We start from the raw sequence: 21,716 nt of genomic DNA on the forward strand, positions 1-21,716 counted from the left end.
CATGAAAAACCCCTCAAAGGCTGCGAATCTGCTCCATCACACCCTTTCGAGCTCATCCTTTTAACAATTACCGTGCCGAAGCACATCCAAAGCGTGCTGAAGGTCAGGCGGATACGGGGAGGTGATCTCCATCCAACGCCCATCCGCAGGGTGCTGGAAACCAAGAGTCACCGCATGAAGCCACTGCCGTGTCAAACCCAAACGCTTAGCTAACACCGGATCGGAACCATACATTGGGTCACCACAACACGGGTGATTCATTGCCGACGTATGCACACGAATCTGGTGAGTACGCCCAGTTTCCAAGTGAATCTTTAACAATGACGCCTCGGCGAAAGCCTCAAGGGTTTCGTAATGCGTCACGGCATGCTTGCCTTCACTGGTTACTGCAAACTTCCACCCCGAAGAAGGATGCCGCCCAATAGGGGCCTCAATAGTTCCCTGAAGTGGATCCATGTGCCCTTGCACCAAGGCGTGATACGTCTTAGACACCGTACGCTCCTTAAAAGCGCGTTTAAGCACAGAATAGCCGCGCTCAGAAGCCGCAACCACCATCACACCCGAGGTGCCCACATCCAGGCGCTGGACAATACCTTTACGCTCCGGCGGGCCTGAGGTGGAAATCCTAAACCCAGCTGCCGCCAACCCGCCGACAACAGTAGGGCCTTCCCACCCAACAGTGGGGTGCGCTGCCACACCTACAGGCTTGTTTACTGCGATAACGTCTTCGTCAGAATAAAGGATGTCGAGCCCTTCGACGAGCTCTTCTTTCGGCATCGGTGGCTTTTTCGGCTCGGGCAAGACGACGTCGAGAAGCGCGCCGTCGACAAGCTTGTCAGATTTGCCCACAACATGGCCGTCGACAGTAACATCCCCATCAGCAACCAACTCTGCTGCAAGCGTGCGCGAAATACCCAACAGCTTCGACACTGCCGCATCCACCCGCATACCTGCCAACCCCTCTGGGACCGGCAATGTCCGCGACTGCCTCATTTCTCACCCCCTGGCGAAACCGCAGTGATATCAGCCTTCGCCTGCGCACGACGCTGCAGCAAATCCTCAACCACCATACTGACAATAAAAAGCGCCACACCCGTAGTAATCGCCGCATCCGCAATATTGAAAACAGCGAAATTGCCCACAGAAATAAAATCGACAACGTGTCCGATGAAAAACTCGGGAGCACGGAACAACCTATCAATTAAGTTGCCTAATGCCCCGCCACCGATCAACGCCAACGACAGCGCGGTGAAACGATCCCGCACCTTCGGCGAATAAATTAAAACTCCACTTAAGAAAGCGATCTGGAAGCATGTAAACAGCCAGGTTGCGTTTTCCCCCATCGAAAAAGCCGCGCCCGGGTTAAACAAAAGCCGGAAGCGGAACCAGTCGCCGATCACATAAATAATGTTGCCGTCTTGAAGCAGATTCAGCATGAGTGCCTTCGTTGCTTGGTCGATGATTCCGACCACGGCGATGACAGCCACCATCAATGGGACAAATCTTCGTGTAATTCTCCTGTCTGTTACAGTCACGTCCCCTATCTTTTCAAAGAAACACCCCTTTGCGCCACCTCGCCCCGTTTTCTTCAGGCAGGTAAGGTAGAAAAACATGCCACACACGCACGCTTTTCGACGCCGCCACATACTAATCCCCATCGTCACTTTGAGCCTTATGCTGGGACTTTCGGGCTGCAGCAACTATGATTCCAGCCCGCAGGTGCCCGTTGAGGAAGCGGTGGGTATAGAAATCGCCCAGCCTCGTGTCACCGTGATCAATGAAGGCACAGGGGCGAAAACTCCTCTTCGATTCGCAGACATCGACAATCGCCGCACCGTCGAGGTGCTCATCGGCGACGGGTTTAGCCAGGAACTGCGCAGAAAAGATTCCGGCCACACACCAGCACCGCTCAAGGCGGAAGCAGTTGAACCGCGGGTGCTGCACAGTACCGCCACCGTGGTGACGAAGAAGGCGGAGAATTCCACCTCAACGCGAAGTGTGTTTGTTCAGCTCAACACCCCAGAATTTGTCACCCCCACTAAAGAAAGCCTGAATGAGGATCTTGCCACTGCCCGCGGCTTCGGTTTTGGTTGGTTCGCTTCTGATACTGGTGAGATTTCTTCCGTGAACTTCACCGCCCCCACCCAAGCCACCGACAATGCGCGGGCGTTGGTGGAACAGCACCTACTCACCCTCACTGGCCTTCCTGTGGTCTTCCCTGAGGCTGCTGTGGGTGTCGGTGCGTCGTGGACAGTAGAATCGCGGGTGCAGGCAGCTGCCCAAACCTATCTTCAAACCGTTACTTACACCCTGAAATCTTTCGACGCCGACAGCACGAGCGTTGTGTTGGGTGTGGATGTGGCACAGCGCCCCTCGCTGGGCGCACTGGATGCTGATGGGAAGCAGCTGAAGGTGGTGCATACCGAATCAGCGACCGAGGGCGAACTGAAAGTGGATCTTGGGTCCCCGCTGCCGGTTTCCGGCAAGATTGCCACCAGCACTCAGGTGGTGTACGGCGAAGAGAGCTCTGAGGTGGATGTTGTTCAAGAATCCACCCTCACCGTGGAATTCCGCTAGTCCCTCACCGAAAACCCCTTGCAGCATCGGGCATGAAAAGATACTCATTCCTTCACGCGTGGTGCTGCCAAGGGGTTATGGTTGTTTTGTTACTTCACTTTGTTATTTCACTTCGGCGCTTTGAATGACAACCTCGTCGAGTGGTGGCCCATCAGCAGCTTTATTCTGTGCGCCCTTTGCGCCGATTTCTTTCAACACAGCCATGCCTTCTTCCGACACCTCACCAAAGAGAGTGTAGTTCGGGGGCAGTGGGGAGTCCTTGTAGTTTAGGAAGAACTGGGAACCATTCGTGTTCGGGCCCGCATTAGCCATGGCTAGGGTGCCAGCTTTGTACAGGTTATCGGCCTTTTCACCCACAGGGTATTCGTCGGCAAAACGGAAACCTGGGCCACCTGAGCCAGTACCGGTGGGGTCACCACACTGTAGAACGTAAATGCCTTCAGTTGTAATGCGGTGGCATACGGTGTTGTCATAAAAACCCGACTTCGCCAAATGCGCAATGATCGCGGTTGTGCAGGGTGTTTTTTCCGCGTGAAGATTCAGCGGAATATCACCGGCATTTGTTTTCAGCGTAACTGTAACATCCTTCTGCGCTTTTTCCTCGGGCAGCCCTTCTTGTGCGGGCGCGAATCCATCTGGCTGTACTCCACATTCTTCAACAAAAGCGGATACCTGTGAGGAGTCTGGCGCCTGTGATTCAACACTGCTGGAACCGGAATCTGCTGAGCACGCGCTTAATCCGAGGACAGCAATCGTACTGAGGGCGATAACACTGAATCGTTTCATGCCCCATAGCCTAGTCGGTGATTTTCAAAAGCACTATGTTAGAAATAACAATCTGCCCCTAGTAATCACAAACTATGTGGCTACTAGGGGCAGATTACTTTTCTTCTACTGACGCATTACTGCGTTGGTGCATCCGCAGGAGGCGCTTCCGCTGGCGGTGCTTCAGCCGGAGGAGCATCTGCCGGTGGCGCGTCTGCTGGTGGTGCATCAGCAGGTGGCGGAACCTCATTACCCAGTGCAGCGTGACACATTGGTGGAACTTGCTCAGGTGCAACAGTGTTGGTAATCAACGTACACGCCCACGACTGTGAAAGCTTCCAACGCCCGTTTTCGAAGATAAACTCCACGTTTTCTGCTGGCTGTGCCTCCCGGTCAGGGAGGATGAAGTTCACGGTTGCCAGCACCGAGTCGGCGGTGTAGCCAGGCAGGATGGGCTGGACTACTTGGAAGTTAGCGCCGGATTCGATCTTGGAGTGGGTCATGACCTCAAACAGCTCTGGGGCAGATTCGCCACCTTGGACCGTTTGGGTTTTTTCTTCGATCGGTGCCGCAGGGTCGGAAGCCAATGCAAGGATCGCGTTGAGTTCTTCAACCGTGGGCAAAGCCGAGGGAACGTTTGCAGATTGGGTTGCAGAAGCTGCAGAGCTGCTTGCTGAGCTGCTGGTGTTTGCACCGTCGCTGGAGCATGCGCTCAGCACGATGGTTGCTGCAACTGCTGCCGTGGTGGCGGTCAGCTTGGAAAACTTCACAGGGAATTACTCCTTTTATGTGTTTCTGCGTTGATCAATATTCGCTATCGGGTGTGCGAACAAATCACGATGTGCAAACTGAACGTTCAATCCTACCGTGAGCAACGCGTGGTCGTCTACAAATAGGCACCGTGTGTCTCGTCCACCATGCTACTTGTCTCTGCCCCTTCTTTCATCTTTGCTTTGGCATTCACTAATTGTCTACCGATGCTTTTCCTACCCGTAGTTCACTTCCGTCGATGCTTCCAAATTCTTGAACACATGCGACTTTTGCGCTTTTTGTCTCACTTCCTGTACCTGCTTGCTCCCTGTCCTGTTTGAGGCATTCCATGCAGTTCACTGCACCACCATCACCACACCTGCGCATATCTCCTGAACTGTACTTTCAGGCAAATTAGGAGCCCTGAGATACGTGAAATTTGTGCACTCATGAGCGTTCCATGGACGCCCGTTTTCCAGTCAGTTGTGCTACTCAATGTGGGGCGTGTGTGCTTTGTGGTGACAGGTTCGGTGTTTTAGGGTGTGCGTGATGGTGTTCTGTGGCAATCTTAAACAGTGACTTTCGACTTACATTCTTCCGCAAGCCCTTCATCTGATGATTCTGCTGCCCGCCCGAAGGTGGTGGTGTTGACTACGGGTGGAACTATTTCATGCACCCATGACTCCCAGAACATGTTGATCCCTACTGTGTCGGGTGATGAGTTGGTTGCGGCTATTCGCCCCCGTTTTGAGCAGATGGATATTGAGGTCCGCGAATTAAATCGTTTGGATTCTTCGTCGATGACGTTTGCCGATATCGATGAGATTGTCACCGCTTGCCATGATGCGCTTGATGATCCTTCCGTGTTGGGAGTGGTGGTCACGCATGGCACTGATTCGATGGAGGAGTCTGCGATTGCTGTGGATACGTTCCACGGCGATTCCCGCCCTGTGGTGTTTACGGGTTCGCAGAAACCTTTCGATCATCCTGAGGCTGATGGCCCGGGTAATTTGTTTGAGGCGATCATGATTGCTGCTGATTCTTCGGCGCGCGACATTGGTGTGCTCATTGTGTTTGGCCATGCGGTTTTACCTGTTCGTGGCGCAACGAAGTGGCACACGACTGATGAGTTGGCTTTTGCTACGAATGCTCCTGAGGAGCCTACGCGTGCTGATTTTGTTGCTCCGGTTCCGCTGGCTGATGTGCGTGTCGATATTATTCACGCATACCCGGGTGCTCCCAGCACGCTTGTCGACGCCGCCCTCGCCGCTGGTGCTCAGGGACTGGTTGTTGAGGCGATGGGTTCTGGCAATGTGGGTACTGCGATGGCTGTTGCTTTGGGGAAGGCGTTGGATCAGGGCATTCCTGTGGTGATTACTACTCGTGTTCCTCGTGGCGATGTGTCTGGCACCTATGGTGGTGCCGGTGGCGGGGCGACGTTGCAGTCGAAGGGGGCTGTGGGTTCTTCGTATTTCCGTGCTCCGCAGGCGCGTGTGTTGTTAGCGATTGCGATTGCAACAGGTATCAGCCCGTTCACGTTGTTCTAACACTTCGTATTTTTCACGGCGCACCTTTAATCGAGGGTGCGCTTTTGTGCTTTCTTCCCCTCCATCGAATGAGCTTTTTAGCTCCTGCTTTGCTTTTCTGGTCACGTTGCTTTTCCACCACTCATTTTCCGTCACTCGACTGATACACCTTGCGTCGAAGCATTTCGCTTCTCTTGGCGCGAAAAGGTCGAGTAGTGATCTCAGATCTCCACGCCACAGCGTGATTGTGGCTGCCCGTTGTACCAACTCGACCTTTTCCACACAGTTGCCGTGCAATCCCCGGCGCGATGGGTGGAAAGGTCGAGTTGTTCGTTGATTCGGAATCCTCCTGGTGTGGATTCGAGAGCCTCCTGGTGGGCCCACTCGACCTTTATGCTGTGGCGCGCCTTGTTTTCTTCCCTGGGGTGAGAAGAGTCGAGTTGATGGTTGGCGCGTGGCTTAAGAGCCTAGGTATCTGGTGGTTGTCTGCCGAGAGATCACTCGACTGATTCCTTCTGTGCATACGTGTTTTCTGCCTGTGGGGAGAAAAGGTCGAGAAGCTGCGGAGAGTTTTGCGTCCAGCACTGTTGTGGTGTTGGGGTATGCATACTCGACCTTTTCTCCATTCAGCCCCGCTTGGAGGTTTGGTGGAGAGGAAAGAGTCGAGTTGGCTTTCGGGTAGAGGAGATAAGAAGTGCGCTAGTGGTTTAGAAGGATGCGAGAAAACCCACTGCTCCGAGGCCAAACATGTCGGCGAATGCGTGGCTTAAGACAAAGGGATAGAGGTTTTTGTCCTTGCTTCGGTTAAAAAGGACGAAGTACACCACACCCACAATGAGCCCAATACACAGCGCGGAAAACAGTCCCGATAAGTGTGGAACGAAATCCTGATGACGAGGGAAAACACAAAAGCTGCCGTCCGCCATCGGGGTGTGACCATGAGGCAGATGCCTAGGAAAAACAATTCCTCATACAGGCCATTGAACAGAGAATAAATCACCAAGGAGACATCGAGGTGTCCGAAGACTCCGCCTGATTGTTCAATCATCCCGTGCCCAGCTGTGGGCTCAGCACGGCTGAGAACATCAACGCACCAATAGGCGACGTCGAAAAGCACACCCAAGAAAAAGAACAACAGCACGGCAACAACCGTGCCCTTCAACGTGGGATGCAGCTTCCACAAACGGAAATCGAAACGCCGCAACCACAAATACACTACTCCCACGAGCAACTGCACACTCTGGATCGCAAGCGCATAATAATTCGCTGCAGAATCAAAATCCTCCACCGAAGCACCAACATCCGGCGCAGCTGAGAAAAAAGCCATAGTCGATGAAACAATCGCACTGCCGAAGAAAATCACGGTGAGAATAACAATATCCCACCACTTGAGGACAACACGGAGGTCATCTCGCTGGAAATAGGGCACAGTTCGCATACAGTCACGCATCCTTTTCGCAATTCAGGGCGATGTGATACAACCATCAGCATCCTCGAACAACACGGATACACTACACCACTTAAAGTGTGAAACAACACTGCAGATAGCTACTGTGCCAAATGCATCTACTCGTCGTGGTCACTAGTGGCAAAAACCTCCGGCCAATCCAAACTTACCAAAGGATCAGCAGGCTCCAGCAGCGGATCATCCACCGGAAACGTTTTAATAAAACTCTTTTCCGAGGCGCGGGTTTCAAAACGCACCGTGACAATCCCATGCCCCGCGCCCTGAATCCACCCATGCCCGAACTCAGGATGGGACACATCTTGGGTCGAAAACCACTGCCCCAACGACGTCGACTCCGCCACTGCATCATCAACCACCGTCACCTCAGCATGACTAGTTTGCGCACTACGCACACCAGTTTCATAATCCTCCTCCTTCACCACCACCGGTTTGACCGGCAGCAGCTCCGGAAACAGCATCTCTTGGCTGGGATACTCCAAATTAGAAAAAGATACACCCACCAGCCGAATCGGCCCCACCTCATCGGGGTAGCGCACCAACAAACCCACCGCATGGCGCAACGCCTGCTCATCTTCCGTGGGATACACAAAGCTGTGACTACGCGACTCCGTGTGAAAATCCGATAATTTCAGCTTCACGCTCACCGTACGCGCACCCCGGCCATCACGTCGCAACCGAGCAATCGCCTTGACAAACGCCCGTTCAATCGCCTGATCCATGTGTGCCTTCGACACCAAATCCTTCGGATAGGTGTACTCAGCACCCACCGACTTTGCCTCCGCTCGGGGCATCACCGGGCTTGTATCATTCCCCCGCGCAACCTCCCACAAAGCCACACCCACCGCCTTGCCCAGCACGCTTTCGACCTCCCGCGGCTCTAGGGCCGCGAAATCAGCAATCGTCTCCACTCCCACGCGGGCGAGCTTAACCTCAGCTACTGGGCCCACACCCCACAACTTGCGCACTGGCAATGGGCCTAAAATCTCTGCCTGACGCTCAGGTGGAATCACGTACACCCCATCAGGTTTTGCCATACCCGAACCAATCTTTGCAGCCTGCTTCCCACCACCACAACCAATCGAACTGGGCAAACCGGTATGCTGCCGAATCTTTGCACGCAACTGTTGTGCCCACGCACGCACCTGATCCTCACTGGCCCCAACGAGCTCCGCAGGCTCCATAAAAGCCTCATCAATACTGAGCTGTTCAATCACCCCAGCTTCCTGCTTGACCAGCTCAAACACCTTCCGCGAGGCCGCAGCATACACCGCATGCCGCGGGGCAACGACCACGCCGGAAAACCCCACCAAAGCTTTTGCCTGAAACATGGGCATCGCTGAACGCGCCCCCAAAGCCCTCGCCTCATACGATGCGCCCGCGACCACACCACGGCCCGAAATTCCCCCCACAAGAACTGGGCGTCCCCGCAAAGCGGGACGGGTCAGCTGCTCAACAGATGCGAAAAACGCATCCATATCAATATGCAAAACCCAACGCCTCGACATATCGAACATTCTAGCTAACATGACGGTGCGCAGCACACACTACACCCGCTTATCGACGCACCAACACCGCCACAATTACAGCCACAACCCCCACCATCTCCACCACTGTGAGGAACTGACCCAAGATCACCGCACCGCAGACAGTAGCCACCAATGGCATCAGTGCCGATAAAACGGCGTAGAGGGACGGCGTCGACAAGCGCATAGCAATAATGTCAAGCGAGCTAGGCACCACAGTCGACAACACCGCCAACCCCGCAGCCAAACCCACCACCATTGCTGGGTCCATCGCCACCTTATCGGGAAACACCCACCACACCACCGGCAGCGCGAAAAATGCACCATACAGCAACCCCGCCGCCAACAGTTTCTGCGTCTGCTTATGACTTTCCACCCGGCGCGACAACTTCAACCCCACCCAGATATACACACCCCAACCTGCAGCAGCGCCCAACGCATACAGCACACCGACCGCATTATCAGTCCACTGCACACCTGAAATCAGCAACACCCCCACAGCCGCAAGCACCAAAGCCGCAGCGTGTTTGAGTGTTTTGGACGTCAGCGCGCCGACCACAATGGGGCCGACAAACTCGATCGCCACCGCGGTGCCCAAGGGGATCGACTCGATTGCGTTATAAAAGCAGATGTTCATGAAAATCATGGACGCGCCATAGGCAGCGGCGAGCGTGATTTTGTCACCAAAAAACGTATCCCAACTAGGCCGGAACAAGACGGCCATGATCGCCCCAGCGAACGCCACGCGCAGCCACGCCACAATAGCTGGGGGCAACACCGCAAACAGCCCCACTGCAATCGCTGCACCGGTATACAAACTTAAGCCCGAACCAACAGTAATCAGTGCAGGCAGCAGGGGGGATCTACTCAGATCAGATGAGGTCTTGGTCACACAAGTGATCATAGAGGAGCACACATATGAACCATAAAGCACACCCCCTTCACCCAACCACCGTGATACAGGTGAGGTAGAAGTAAACTCCTGAGATTCAAAGCATGCACACCAGGAGACTTTACTGCACAAAGCACACCCATAAACCCACCGTAATCAAAGCTTTCACCTGCACATATACATATTGGCGAATGGTTTTCACTTAAGCTATCTTTATATACTTATGAGCGCACTATCCATGAAGAAATATATCGGCGCACTCACCACCGCCGTTACACTCTCGATCTGCGTGACCCTCCCCAATGCCACTGCCCAACCCGCAGCCCCTCAACCGGGTACGCAACACCCACCCATTCACAAGATCCCACGAGGTGGCGCCGAATACGTGGCACTAGGCGACTCCTATGCCGGAAACCCCACCACTAGGGAACAGTTTGAATCCCGCAGCGAAGAAGAACGCTGCCGCCACGGCGACAATTCCTACCCAGTGCGCGTAGCCTCACGATTCACATCTTTCGCCAACTTCTCCTGCTCCGGTGCCGTCATCGTCGAAGACAGCACCGAAAAACCCCGCGTCTCCAACATGCCCATGCTCATCGACCGCGCTGAGCAAGCAGGCGCACTCGGCCCCAACACCAAAGTAGTGACCATCACTATCGGCGGCAACGAAGCGTGGCTCGGGTATCGCGACTACGGGCTGCTTGGCTCACCAGCGATCATCACCCCCGATGAATACTTCCGCCGGCTCAGCCCATCAATGGCACGAGTACGAGCACTGGCACCTCACGCCCGCATCCTGCTCGTGGGATACCCCGAAGTGGTAGGCTCTGACGACATGCACTGCCTCGTCGACACCAACCGGTGGGGCTTCCCCGTACGCATCGCATTCCCTGCGAGCAACCAACGCGCCTACAACATCGCACTCAACCGAGCCATGGAACTCACCGCACCGTTGATGACCGCAGAATACGTGGATGTATTCACAGGTTCCCAAGGCCACGGCTCCTGCGCCCCCGATAACCAGCGCTACATCAAAACTGTGCTCGACGCGCCCGAACGCGACGACTACCTCCCGCTCCACCTCAACGAAGCAGGCACCAAGTTCCAAGCTGATGTCATCTTGCACCACCTCGACACCTACACCCCACCCCCACGCATCGATCTGAGAATCCCACCCTTTGATCCGCGCCTGCTCCAACTTCCACCACTTCCCCCTCCACCACCAGCACCAGTGCTCGGCAATCTCTCACACTAGAAACACACCGCGCCTAAAACACACGCACCACAAAGCCTGCGCTTAATGTGCTGTGCTCAAGGCGCGATTTTTTCTCCCACATCTCCCTCCTCCTTCATCGGCGTATACGCCACCGTGGACTCCCCGAGCAAACCCACGGGCGAAACCGCACGATGAACAGCACACAATACACACCATCCATCACCTAAAAAAAACAGCCTGCCACCATAGCTTTCCCTAGTCACAGAGAAAGATGATGACAGGCTGTTATACATACCCGGCCACTCGTGCTGAGAGTTTAGACCTTCGCTACCGAAACGCTTACACCCTTGACCACTTCGTGGTCGAAGTTTTCACCCTCAACGATGCTGAACAAAGTAGCCAAAACCTCACCTGCGATGAAGTCCTTGTGGCGCTGTGCCCACTCAACCTTATCGGCAGGCACCGACAACGTTGCACTAATGCGGTCAGAAACCTCAAAGCCACTCGCCTTACGAGCATCCTGGATTCCACGAACCACATCCGCAGCCCAACCCTCAGCCTCAAGCTCCTCAGTCACATTCATGTCGAGAACAACCAAGCCGCCCACACCATCAATCTGGGCAGTCGACTTCGGATCAGCCGCAACCAAACGCTCGCTGAACTCGCCCGCCAACAGCTCAATGCCGTCGGCAAGCACAGTGCCAGCCGAAGTGTGCTCGTAATTGCCCATCTTCACAGCCTTGATCACGCGCTGCACATCGCCACCCAAACGCGGGCCAGCAACCTTAGCGTTGACAACAGCCTCGAAACGACCCACCGAATCAACATCATCGGTCAGCTCCACGGCCTTCACATTCACCTCGTCGCGAATGATCGCCGCAAACTCCTCCAAACGCGCCGACTCCGGCAACGCCACAGTCAGCTTCGGCAGCGGCAAACGGTTACGCAGCTTATGCGCCTTGCGTACCGACGACGCCGCCGAACACACACCACGAATCTCATCCATGGTGCGCACCAACGCATCATCGGCAGGATAAGCATCTGCGGAAGGGAAATCAGCAAGGTGCACCGAACGCTCACCGGTCAAGCCGCGCCAGATCACCTCAGAAGCCATCGGAAGCAACGGTGCAGTCACACGAGTCAGCGTCTCCAAAACCGTGTACAAAGTATTGAAAGCCTCAGGATGCTGCTGATCGCCAGCCCAGAAACGCTCACGAGAACGACGCACATACCAGTTCGTCAGCACATCACAGAACCAACGCACTTCATCGCAGGCACGCGCAATATCGGTGTTATCCAGCGCCTCATTGGTGTTCGCAACCAGATCATGCAGCTTCGCCAGAATGTAGCGATCGAGCACATCAGTAGACTCCACCGACCACTGGGCAGGCTTCGAGGAATACAGCTGCAGGAAGGAATACGCATTCCACATCGGCAGCAAAGCCTGGCGCACACCCTCGCGAATACCCTGCTCAGTCACGATCAGGTTACCGCCACGCAGAATCGGCGACGACATCAAGAACCAGCGCATCGCATCCGAACCGTCACGGTCAAAAACCTCATTAACATTCGGGTAGTTGCCCTTCGACTTACTCATCTTCAGGCCATCATCACCCAAAACGATGCCGTGCGCGACAACCTTCTTGTATGCGGGGCGATCAAACAGTGCCGTGGCCAGCACATGCAGGGTGTAGAACCAGCCACGCGTCTGGCCGGAGTACTCCACAATGAAATCCGATGGGGAGTGAGTATCGAACCACTCCTTGTTCTCAAAGGGGTAGTGCTTCTGGGCGAAAGGCATCGAACCGGACTCGAACCAGCAGTCCAACACCTCAGGCACGCGACGCATCATCGACTTACCCGTTGGGTCATCAGGATTCGGACGCACCAGCTCATCAATGAACGGACGGTGCAAGGAGGTGGGGCGAACACCGAAATCGCGCTCCAGCTCATCCAAAGAACCGTACACATCCACGCGTGGGTAGTTCTCATCGTCCGAAACCCACACAGGGATTGGGGAACCCCAGTAGCGGTTACGGGAAATATTCCAGTCGCGTGCACCTTCTAGCCACTTGCCAAACTGGCCATCGCGAATATGCGCTGGCATCCACTCGATCTCATCACGGTTCAGCTCAACCATACGATCGCGGAACTTCGTCACCGCCAAGAACCACGAAGGCAAAGCCATGTAGATCAACGGCTCACCGGAACGCCACGAGTGTGGGTAGGAGTGTTCAATGGTCTGGTGGCGAACTACCCGATGCGCAGCCTTCAAATCGCGAATGATGTCCTTGTTTGCATCGAAAACCAGCTGGCCTTCGTACTCAGGGACAAGCGAGGTGAACTTGCCGTCCATGTCCACGGGGATCACGACCTCGATGCCCGCAGCTTCACAGACAAACATATCGTCTTCACCGAAAGCAGGAGCTTGGTGCACGATACCGGTACCATCCTCAGTGGTCACGTACTCGGCACCCAAGATCTGGAAAGCATGAGGGTGATCACGGAAGTAACCAAACACTGGCTCATAGGTCAAACCAACCAGCTCAGCACCGAGGTGAGTGGACACAACGGTGTACTCGCCAAGTTCTTTAGCAAAAGAAGGCACGAGGTTTTCAGCAAGCAGGAAACGCTGGCCCACAAATTCCTCAACGCCACCTTCGCCAACCTCAACCTGAGCGTACGTCACACTAGGGTTCACTGCCAGCGCAAGGTTCGACGGCAAGGTCCACGGCGTGGTGGTCCACGCAAGAGCGGAAGCACCAACCAGCGCAGGGTTAGCCTGCGAGCCTTCCTTCACACCAGTGATTGGCAAGGTCACCGTCAAGGTTGGGTCCTGGCGCATCTTATAAGAATCATCCAAGCGGGTTTCCTGATTAGACAAAGGTGTGTGCTCTGCCCAGGAATAAGGCAAAACCCTGAATCCCTGGTAGATCAGGCCCTTGTCGTACAAAGTCTTAAACGCCCACATTACAGACTCCATGAAGTTGAGATCCATGGTCTTATAGCCGTTTTCAAAATCCACCCAGCGTGCCTGGCGGGTGACATACTCTTTCCACTCTTCGGTGTACTTCAAAACGGACGTGCCACAGTATTCGTTGAACTTTTCCAAGCCCATCGATTCGATTTCGCCCTTATCTTTGATGCCAAGCTGCTTTTCAGCTTCCAGCTCAGCCGGCAGGCCGTGGCAATCCCAACCGAAAACGCGACCCACAAGGTCGCCCTTCATGGTGCGGTAGCGAGGAATGATGTCCTTAACATAACCGGTCAGCAGGTGGCCGTAGTGTGGCAAACCATTAGCAAACGGAGGGCCATCGTAGAAAACATACTCGCCAGCGTTTTCACGATTATCGATCGAAGCCTGGAACGTCTTATCGTTAGCCCAAAACTTCAAAACCTCACGTTCCATATCAGGGAAACGCGACGAACCCCCAGTCATATCCACACGTGGATAGACTTTTCCGATATCGGACATAAAAAAATTCTCCTTTAAAAACAATCACAATCTGCGTTCGTGTGCAGGGACGCCACAAAGGCGCGGTACCACCCTGCTTGGGTGCATATGCACCCCTCTTCGTTTTTAAAGGAGATAACGGTCTTACCCGCCCAGTTCTACTAAAGCCTGTACATAATGAACACACGCTCGTTCTTCCGGAAGGCTCCCCTAGTGATAGCTAGGATCTGTGCCCATAGTGATTTGAAAGTATAGCGCAGCATATAAAGGATTGTCGAAACCTCGAAGCCCCCGCACACAACCCCCTTGCGCTGCTCAGGGGATCATGTAAAAAAACTCCCCGCACGCAACGGGGAGCACACAATACAACACGAGTACACAACACAACGTCAGTATCTGCCACAGACCGGCGCGATAAACACACCTGACTGGCACATAACCCACACGCCGCCTGAAACATCAGGGCGGCGCGTGAGTAGAAGTGAAGAATTACTTGGTGTCAGTTTCGGTTGGAAGCGCAGAGCTGCGCGATTCCAACTCATTGAGCTGGGACTGCAGCAGAGTCTTCAGGCGAGTACGGTACTCGCGCTCGAAGGTGCGCAGTTCAGCAATACGAGCCTCAAGAGCATTCTGCTGCTGCTTGACGGTTGCCATGATCTCAGTGTGCTTACGCTCAGCATCAGCCTGCAGGGCATTCGCCTTATCCTCAGCAGCCTTAATCTGGGCAGATGCACGAACCTGAGCATCGGTCAAAGTCTGCTCAGACTTAGCCTTCGCCTCATTAACCAGACGGTCAGCGGTAGCGGAAGCCTCAGCAACCTGCTTCGCGGCGCGAGCACGTGCATCCTCCAAGGCAGCCTTTGCGGAAGCTTCAGCATCGGCAACCTGCTTCTCAGCAGCTGCGCGGGCATCATCAAGCATCGACTTGGAATCAACCTTCGCTTCGCTGGTGAGGCGGTCGGCCATTTCCTGCGCCAAACCAAGAACACGAGCAGCCTGAACATGAGTATCAGCAGAAGCAGCAGTGCTTGGTGCCACGGAAGCAGCAGCCACAGGGCCTGCTGCAGCAGAAGAAGCGGCAGCCTTAGCGGTGCTCAGCTCAGCCTTCACTGCTTCGATTTCTGCCTTAGCAGCGCGGGCATCTGCATCAGCCTTAGCGGCATCTGCGCGGGCGTCGTTAAGCTTGCGCTCGTAGTCAGCCTTAATCTTGCGCTCAATTTCGGCACGGATAGCGGTTTCGTTCACGCCCTTAGCAGCAGGAGCAGAAGACGGAGTAGAACGAGACTGGGACTGGGCAAGTTCTGCCTTCAGTTCCTCAACCTGCTGGCGCAGATCTTCGTTCTCTTCCTGAATTTCGGCGAGAGTGTCCTCAACCAGATCCAGGAACTGATCTACCTCGTCCTCATTGTAGCCGCGCTTGCCAATTGGCGGCTTGCTGAATGCGACGTTGTGCACATCGGCTGGAGTCAGCGGCATGGAGTTTTCCCTTCGAGATTTGAACGACCCTCGCGCGCACGAACGCACAAGGCCTAGCTTTTCAAAAAATACAATAACCCACTTTTCTTACCAACCGTTAACACAGGGCGTGTGCCCCAACGATCGGTTGCAGATGCTGTATTGCTTACAACCCTAGACGGAAAAACCCGAAAAATCACGAAATTGTTACAATTTGGCCACAATCAGCACATCTGACACCACGCAACTGCGGTAGTTTCACCAATAAATTGTCATGTCTACTACCGCCTCACAATGAAGCATTTGTGCACCTAACGGGTAATTTTTCAGTTTTGCCAGTCGGGGTGCACGGCTTCCGACTTATCGCCAATCCTGAATAAAAAAAGTTCTGCCCCATTTTTTGGGACAGAACCAAATTTTTCTTCTGCGATGTCACTTTTTGTCGCGTACGTACTTGTTGCTCTTCCAACCCACCAGGGGGATTCTTAGAGAATATTAATAATTGCGATACGGCCAAACTGGAGCGCAAAGAACAACACCAGAATGGACACATCGAGCGCGACCGCACCCAACCGAATAGGTGGAATCAGTTTCCTGAGCGCTTTTACTGGCGGATCGGTGACGATAAAGATGGACTCTGCAAGTCGGTTGAACCAGCTAGGCGCTTGATAGTTACGGGAGAAAGTGACGATCATTTCGATCAAGATGCGCGCAATCAGGATCAGCAAGTAGATATCGATTGCAATGACTAGAAAGGTTTTGAGGGTTTCCACTGTTTATATTCACGCCTTCCGCTTAACACTGAGTGTTTAGATATTAAGAAAACTCCGCTGTCACACTAGTGCAACGAAGCGGAGTTTGAAAAAGTTTCCGTATGTTTCCATATTTTGTCACCGCACTGAAACCTTTCAAGGAGGCGCACGTTCGGTGCGCTTTATCCTTGGTTACGGTGACCCACTAAGCCTATCCCCATCGCCTGATCTACCCTCTTAGTGCAAGACCCTCGTGTTCATCTGTTTGGTGAACGCTCGTGTGTTCTGTACCGCTGCTTTCGTTGTGTATTCAAGCAGCGACTTGTAGCAGACGTTGACGAAGGTTCGTCGGCGATTAGTACAGGTTAGCGGCGTGTTTCAGTTGTTCGATTTCCAGTGCGGAGTTTTCTGGAGTGATTGCAAAGATGCGGCCGTCGAGCTTCACCATGTGTCCGCGCAAGGCGTAACACAGACCCGCCGCGAAGTCGATGATACCTTTGGCACCTTCAGCTGGGAGCGCAGAGAGGTCGAAGACTACTGCGTCACCGTCGCGGAAAGGCTCACCAATCTTGACTGCATCGTTGTTTTGGAAAATTTTGACGGTCACGATAGATGCTTCGTGATGCACTGGGCGCTCTTCACGGTATTCGCTGTAGCTAGGCGCTGGTTCGTAGGAGCGCTCTGGTGCATAAGCGGCGGTACCTTCGTAGCGTGGTACGTCATCGTAGTATGCGTCGTCGTGATCGTAGGCATAGGCCTCGGAGTCCAGGCCAAAGAATCGCTTGGTCTTGTTCACTAAAGACATAGGCTAAAACCTTTCAACATAGAGGGGGGATTTCAGAAACACTTCGGTAATCCTTTGCGTGGGGCCACCAAGAACGAAGATGAAACTGCGTTCCTCTACCCGCTGTGCAAGGGAGGGGGAAACTCTTCCTAAAGTCAGACTATCGTTTTGATTTTCGTTGGTTTCGTACAAACACGCCCAAAAGAAGCAACGGTGATGTTTTTGTTTGTGTAGTTTCATGTTGAAATCCACAATCAAGGCTACCCTTATAGATTACAGGTTGATAACAAAACCAACGCTCAGGCTACCAAAACAAGGGTCAACTTGTACAATTTTTGCCCGAAGATTTTAGTGAAAATCCGCGTGCAAAATTTTTGATGAATTTTTCTTCATCTAAGCCCGACACGCCGACAATGGCACACCTGCTGCTCCCCCTTCGACCTTTCCCCGCCACTCGAAGACCGCAACGAAGCACACAAACCACTAACCCCTTCACACCGCTTCTCCCCCACTCGCGATCCCAGCGATGCAACCGAATGCTGTAGGGAAAGAGGTCTTTTTTCCACACCCGCTCACTGTCCCCGCACTTTGAATAGCCGTGCATCATTGAACACAGAAACTAAAGTGATCAAAGTATCTGCAAGCAATAGTGCTAGTGGCATCTAAGCTGCCACGCTACGCAATAAATAAAGATGTGAGTATACGAAAATTCTGATAGGCCAACACTGAGATGTTTGTCAGATGTGTGCACGCCTATCCAAACCCCACAATGATTCACCCCACGGCCCACCCCCTACCCCTACACACCAGGTGTCTACAACAGAATTACACGCTCAAACTCCCCTCCCTCTACCCGCACCCCCACCGCATCGCTGCGTCATTTCCACTCGCTTGATGTGTAAGAAGGCAATCCGCCTGGTGCGTAACGAGGTAATCCGCCTGGTGTGTAACGAGGCAATCTGTCTGATCTGCGAATAACTCGCACCTAAGTTTCATCGCAGTGCGGCGTGTGGTTCATCACCGCCGCCGAGCTACCTCAGACATTTATGCTTTTCTCACGGCGCAGCTGAAAACTATTCCTACTGTTCGGTGAGCCAAATAACCCCAGCCTGGCGGCCCGTAGTGCCTTCGCGGCGGTAGGAAAAGAAAGTGGAATCTTCAATGGTGCAACGCGGATCAGCATCAATAGCGTTAATCCCCAAAGACAACAATTGACGCACCAAGCCGGCACGCACATCAACACCCGTAGTCCCCTTGACAGTGGTCGTTATTGAACCGGGAAGGTGCTTTTCCACATCCTCAGCCATGGCACGCGGCACCTCATAATGACGGCCCGATGCTGCGGGACCCAACAGGGCATGGATGGACTGGGGCTTGGCCCCAAGTTCACGCATTTTCTCGACCGTTGCGCGCACAATCCCGTTGCGGGCACCCATGCGACCAGCATGGACGGCGGCAACGACCTTGGCTTCGACGTCGCAAAGCAAGACGGGAACGCAGTCGGCAACCAGCACGCACAACGCCAAACCGGGAGTTGTGGTCACAATCGCATCCGCGGCTGGCACCGGCCCCTGCTGCTTGTCGACGACCACCTTCACCGTATTGGAATGAATCTGTTCCATCCACACAAGCTGAGATGGGTCAAGACCCAACACCCGCGCCAAGCGCGCACGATTTTTAGCGACCGCTTCCGGGTCATCGCCGACATGATCGCCGAGATTGAATGACTCATAGGGGGCCAGCGACACACCGCCTGAGCGGGAGGTAAATACCTGCTGCACAGGACGAGTCGAGCCGTTATGAGACTGAGTAGTTGCGCTATTCACACACTTCCCCTTGGAACTTTTAGGTTGACTTCCCCTCACCATAAAGACGCAGGGCAGCGGAACAGACGAAAAATCAGCGACTAGAAGCGCATGAAATCAGGAACATCCAGATCATCATCGCCGCGGCCTGCTGGCTGCGCAGGAGTGTGCGGCGCGGAAGGAGCCTGAGTGTGCTGCTGTGGCTGCGGATGGGTCTGCTCACGGTTTGTAAACAACCCACCGTTGCGCTCCTCACGGTAGCTCGGCTGGAACTCGCTGCGACGGTGACGAGCATCGTACTCTTCAGCGGTTTCGCGACCGAACAAGGAAGAAGACTCAGGTGCAGGTGCCGGGGTTACTTCCTGCGCGTGCGAAGGCGCAGGAGTTGGTGCCGATGTGGCAGACGCCACAGGAGTAGATGGAGCAGAGTTTTGACGTGCAGCCGCAACGCTCTTGGAATCGAAGCCGGTGGCGATCACAGTCACACGCACCTCGTCACCGAGGTTATCGTCGAAGATGGTACCGAAGATCAGGTTCACCTCAGGGTCAGCCTTCTCCTCAACCATGGAGGCGGCCAAGTTCACTTCATGCAAACCAAGATCCGATCCACCCGCAATCGACAGCAGAACACCCTTCGCACCTTCCATGGTGGACTCCAACAGCGGGGAGTTAATCGCCTGCTGAGCAGCTTCCATCACACGGTTTTCGCCACGAGCCGAACCCACACCCATCAAAGCGGAGCCCGCTTCAGACATGACGGAGCGCACGTCTGCGAAGTCAACGTTGATCAAACCTGGGATGGTGATCAGGTCGGTAATACCCTGCACACCGTTATGTAGCACTTGGTCGGCGGCGCGGAACGCCTCCATCATGGTGAGGTTGTCAGTGTCGAGCTGCAGCAGGCGATCGTTCGGGATCACGATGAGGGTATCGCACACCTCAGCCAGCTTTTCAATACCCTCAAGCGCCTGACGGGTACGCTTTTGACCCTCAAACTTGAATGGGCGAGTGACCACACCCACGGTCAGTGCGCCTTGCTTCTTCGCAATGGACGCAACCACTGGCGCAGCACCGGTGCCGGTGCCACCGCCTTCACCTGCGGTGACAAAGACCATGTCGGCACCCTTGAGGGTTTCTTCGATCTCATTCTTGTGGTCTTCGGCCGACTGGCGCCCCACCTCAGGATTTGCGCCAGCGCCGAGGCCACGGGTTGCTTCACGTCCAATGTCGAGCTTGACGTCGGCGTCGGAGAACATCAAAGCCTGGGAGTCGGTATTCACCGCAATAAACTCCACGCCCTTGAGGCCTTCTTCGATCATTCGGTTGACAGCATTGACGCCGCCACCACCGACGCCTACAACCTTGATAACGGCGAGGTAGTTATCTGGGGAAGTCATAAAGAAAGACTCGCCTTTCCACGTTTTGAGGTTTGCCAAAAACTTTGTGCTTGAAACCCGCTCAACCCATGCGACGGCAACCACACCACCTTGTTGATTACTGGGGTGAACTGGTTTCAAAGTTATGTACGTTCCATATTGGCCGACTGTTGAGAAAAATTTTGGTTCATTTTCGGCGGCGTGTCGGCAGTCTAAACCTCAACTTTAGACTTTTGACGTGCGTTTATTTCATGCCCCCGAACCCCCCTTTTCCACCCCTCAGCACCTGAGAATAGCCCCCTTCCCCAACACAAACGCTTAAGAAAACGTGCCCAATTTCACAGTTTTCTCTTATGTACATGTGTCGGTTGCGCTACCCCCGACTCCCCTCACGCCCACTTTAAACCCAACCCCACAGTTCAACTCCACCCGGGAAACCGCACGATAGCCCCCCCCCTATCAACCACCCCACCACAGGAGCCCACCACAGCCCAGCCCCAACTCATGCCAACAACCGCTGTACACTCACACCAATCTCAGCCCCCACATTGTTTGCGCACCGCACTATTTCTCAGGAAAGCTCCTTCAACTTGCGGCAACCCCCAGCAAAATCCTTAATCCTCCCCAATCTTAGAAAAAAGAATACTCACGCTTGCATACCCTTCCTACCGGATAGTAAGGAAAGTATTCAGGCGTGAGTATGACACATCGAATACTTAGCGCACCGCGATCACAGGAGCCCCAGAAATATCGAGGCGTTGTTCACCACGGCTTAAAGCCACACCAAAGGCGACAGCTTTATCGTGACTATTTTCTTTCGATCCCCAGTACACTTCCCGGCCATCGTGGAGAACAAGTGAAAGCGCTTCTGCTTTCTGCGCCTTGATCTCCTTGATGTGGACCCTATTGTGATCCCCCAAGGCGGCAAGAACAGAAATAATATCGGAATACATCCGTTCGTCGTCCTCACGGGTGCCGGTCACAGCCACCGCACCTTCAGGATGCTGATCAATGACAAAAACTTTGCCATTGGTATCGATCAGATGATCCCCATCCTCGCGCGGCGCGTACAGCACTGCCTGGTGTTCCTGAATGTCAATCACCACTTGGTTCGGCAGTTTCGTGCTCACCTTCGCCTTGGCCACCCACGGAAGGGCGCTGGTTTTACGAGCGATTTCCTCAGTGTTGACCCGCAGAAGGTTTTGTCCCTCAAGCTCAGCGGTCACAGCGTTGATTTCTTCCTCAGTGGTGGACTGTTGCCCTGTGGCAACAACTTCCTGAACCTTCAACACCGGGTAAAAGTAAGCACCAGCAAAGGCAGCTGCACCCACGAGCACGCAAATCAGCGCGGTAATGACAATCTTTTTTGCCAT

17 protein-coding genes are annotated in these 21,716 nt (G+C 54.1%); 3 read left to right on the forward strand and 14 right to left on the reverse strand.

What is annotated here, in order from left to right; translation table 11 throughout:
* Window positions 1–60: 60 nt before the first annotated feature.
* On the reverse strand, window positions 61–993 hold the full coding sequence (locus CFELI_RS08765) for an RluA family pseudouridine synthase (RefSeq protein ID WP_277104604.1): 933 nt from the start codon (window positions 991–993) through the stop codon (window positions 61–63).
* Window positions 990–1,535 carry a signal peptidase II gene (lspA, locus tag CFELI_RS08770; protein ID WP_277104603.1) on the reverse strand — a complete coding sequence of 182 codons (546 nt, stop codon included), beginning with the start codon at window positions 1,533–1,535 and terminating at the stop codon, window positions 990–992. Before lspA ends, CFELI_RS08765 begins: the two co-directional genes overlap by 4 nt.
* Window positions 1,536–1,611: 76 nt before the next feature.
* Between lspA and CFELI_RS08775 the strand changes: the two genes are divergently transcribed.
* Complete coding sequence (locus CFELI_RS08775) at window positions 1,612–2,577, forward strand: hypothetical protein (RefSeq protein ID WP_277104602.1); 966 nt, start codon at window positions 1,612–1,614, stop codon at window positions 2,575–2,577.
* 102 nt (window positions 2,578–2,679) lie between these two features.
* Here CFELI_RS08775 and CFELI_RS08780 read toward each other — a convergent pair whose 3' ends face one another.
* Both CFELI_RS08780 and CFELI_RS08785 read right to left on the reverse strand, forming a co-directional pair.
* Window positions 2,680–3,363 (reverse strand): peptidylprolyl isomerase, encoded by a 684-nt coding sequence (locus CFELI_RS08780; protein ID WP_277104601.1) that lies wholly within the window; start codon window positions 3,361–3,363, stop codon window positions 2,680–2,682.
* Between the two features lie 116 nt (window positions 3,364–3,479).
* The gene (locus CFELI_RS08785) at window positions 3,480–4,112 is read right to left on the reverse strand and encodes a WKL family lipoprotein (RefSeq protein WP_277104600.1); all 633 of its coding nucleotides are present in this window, start codon (window positions 4,110–4,112) and stop codon (window positions 3,480–3,482) included.
* 555 nt (window positions 4,113–4,667) lie between these two features.
* Here CFELI_RS08785 and CFELI_RS08790 point away from each other — a divergent pair.
* Window positions 4,668–5,639, forward strand: a complete 972-nt coding sequence (locus tag CFELI_RS08790) for an asparaginase (RefSeq protein WP_277104599.1) — start codon at window positions 4,668–4,670, stop codon at window positions 5,637–5,639.
* Between the two features lie 745 nt (window positions 5,640–6,384).
* On the opposite strand, the gene CFELI_RS08795 is transcribed toward CFELI_RS08790, so the two are convergent.
* The 3 genes from CFELI_RS08795 to CFELI_RS08805 form a co-directional block, all read right to left on the reverse strand.
* Window positions 6,385–7,056, reverse strand: coding sequence for a hypothetical protein (locus CFELI_RS08795; protein WP_277104598.1), 672 nt, complete (start codon window positions 7,054–7,056; stop codon window positions 6,385–6,387).
* A 128-nt stretch (window positions 7,057–7,184) separates the two neighbouring features.
* Entirely contained in the window at window positions 7,185–8,600 is a 1,416-nt protein-coding gene (locus tag CFELI_RS08800) for a DNA polymerase IV (RefSeq protein ID WP_277104615.1), read from the reverse strand.
* Window positions 8,601–8,640: 40 nt separating this feature from the next.
* On the reverse strand, window positions 8,641–9,501 hold the full coding sequence (locus CFELI_RS08805; RefSeq protein ID WP_277104597.1) for an EamA family transporter: 861 nt from the start codon (window positions 9,499–9,501) through the stop codon (window positions 8,641–8,643).
* Window positions 9,502–9,739: 238 nt separating this feature from the next.
* On the opposite strand from CFELI_RS08805, the gene CFELI_RS08810 reads away from it, so the two are divergent.
* Window positions 9,740–10,756 (forward strand): SGNH/GDSL hydrolase family protein, encoded by a 1,017-nt coding sequence (locus tag CFELI_RS08810; protein WP_277104596.1) that lies wholly within the window; start codon window positions 9,740–9,742, stop codon window positions 10,754–10,756.
* Between the two features lie 277 nt (window positions 10,757–11,033).
* On the opposite strand, the gene ileS is transcribed toward CFELI_RS08810, so the two are convergent.
* The 7 genes from ileS to CFELI_RS08845 form a co-directional block, all read right to left on the reverse strand.
* The gene (ileS, locus tag CFELI_RS08815; RefSeq protein WP_277104595.1) at window positions 11,034–14,192 is read right to left on the reverse strand and encodes an isoleucine--tRNA ligase; all 3,159 of its coding nucleotides are present in this window, start codon (window positions 14,190–14,192) and stop codon (window positions 11,034–11,036) included.
* Window positions 14,193–14,660: 468 nt separating this feature from the next.
* A complete protein-coding gene (locus CFELI_RS08820) occupies window positions 14,661–15,647 on the reverse strand; it encodes a DivIVA domain-containing protein (protein ID WP_277104594.1) in 987 nt (328 codons plus the stop codon).
* A gap of 464 nt (window positions 15,648–16,111) precedes the next feature.
* The gene (locus tag CFELI_RS08825; RefSeq protein ID WP_277104593.1) at window positions 16,112–16,399 is read right to left on the reverse strand and encodes a YggT family protein; all 288 of its coding nucleotides are present in this window, start codon (window positions 16,397–16,399) and stop codon (window positions 16,112–16,114) included.
* 334 nt (window positions 16,400–16,733) lie between these two features.
* On the reverse strand, window positions 16,734–17,183 hold the full coding sequence (locus CFELI_RS08830; RefSeq protein WP_277104592.1) for a cell division protein SepF: 450 nt from the start codon (window positions 17,181–17,183) through the stop codon (window positions 16,734–16,736).
* A gap of 1,058 nt (window positions 17,184–18,241) precedes the next feature.
* Complete coding sequence (gene pgeF / locus CFELI_RS08835; protein ID WP_374724738.1) at window positions 18,242–19,030, reverse strand: peptidoglycan editing factor PgeF; 789 nt, start codon at window positions 19,028–19,030, stop codon at window positions 18,242–18,244.
* 38 nt (window positions 19,031–19,068) lie between these two features.
* A complete protein-coding gene (gene ftsZ, locus CFELI_RS08840) occupies window positions 19,069–20,364 on the reverse strand; it encodes a cell division protein FtsZ (RefSeq protein WP_277104590.1) in 1,296 nt (431 codons plus the stop codon).
* Window positions 20,365–21,059: 695 nt separating this feature from the next.
* Window positions 21,060–21,716, reverse strand: a complete 657-nt coding sequence (locus CFELI_RS08845) for a cell division protein FtsQ/DivIB (RefSeq protein WP_277104589.1) — start codon at window positions 21,714–21,716, stop codon at window positions 21,060–21,062.

Source organism: Corynebacterium felinum (assembly GCF_030408755.1).
In the GTDB taxonomy this organism is placed as follows: domain Bacteria; phylum Actinomycetota; class Actinomycetes; order Mycobacteriales; family Mycobacteriaceae; genus Corynebacterium; species Corynebacterium felinum.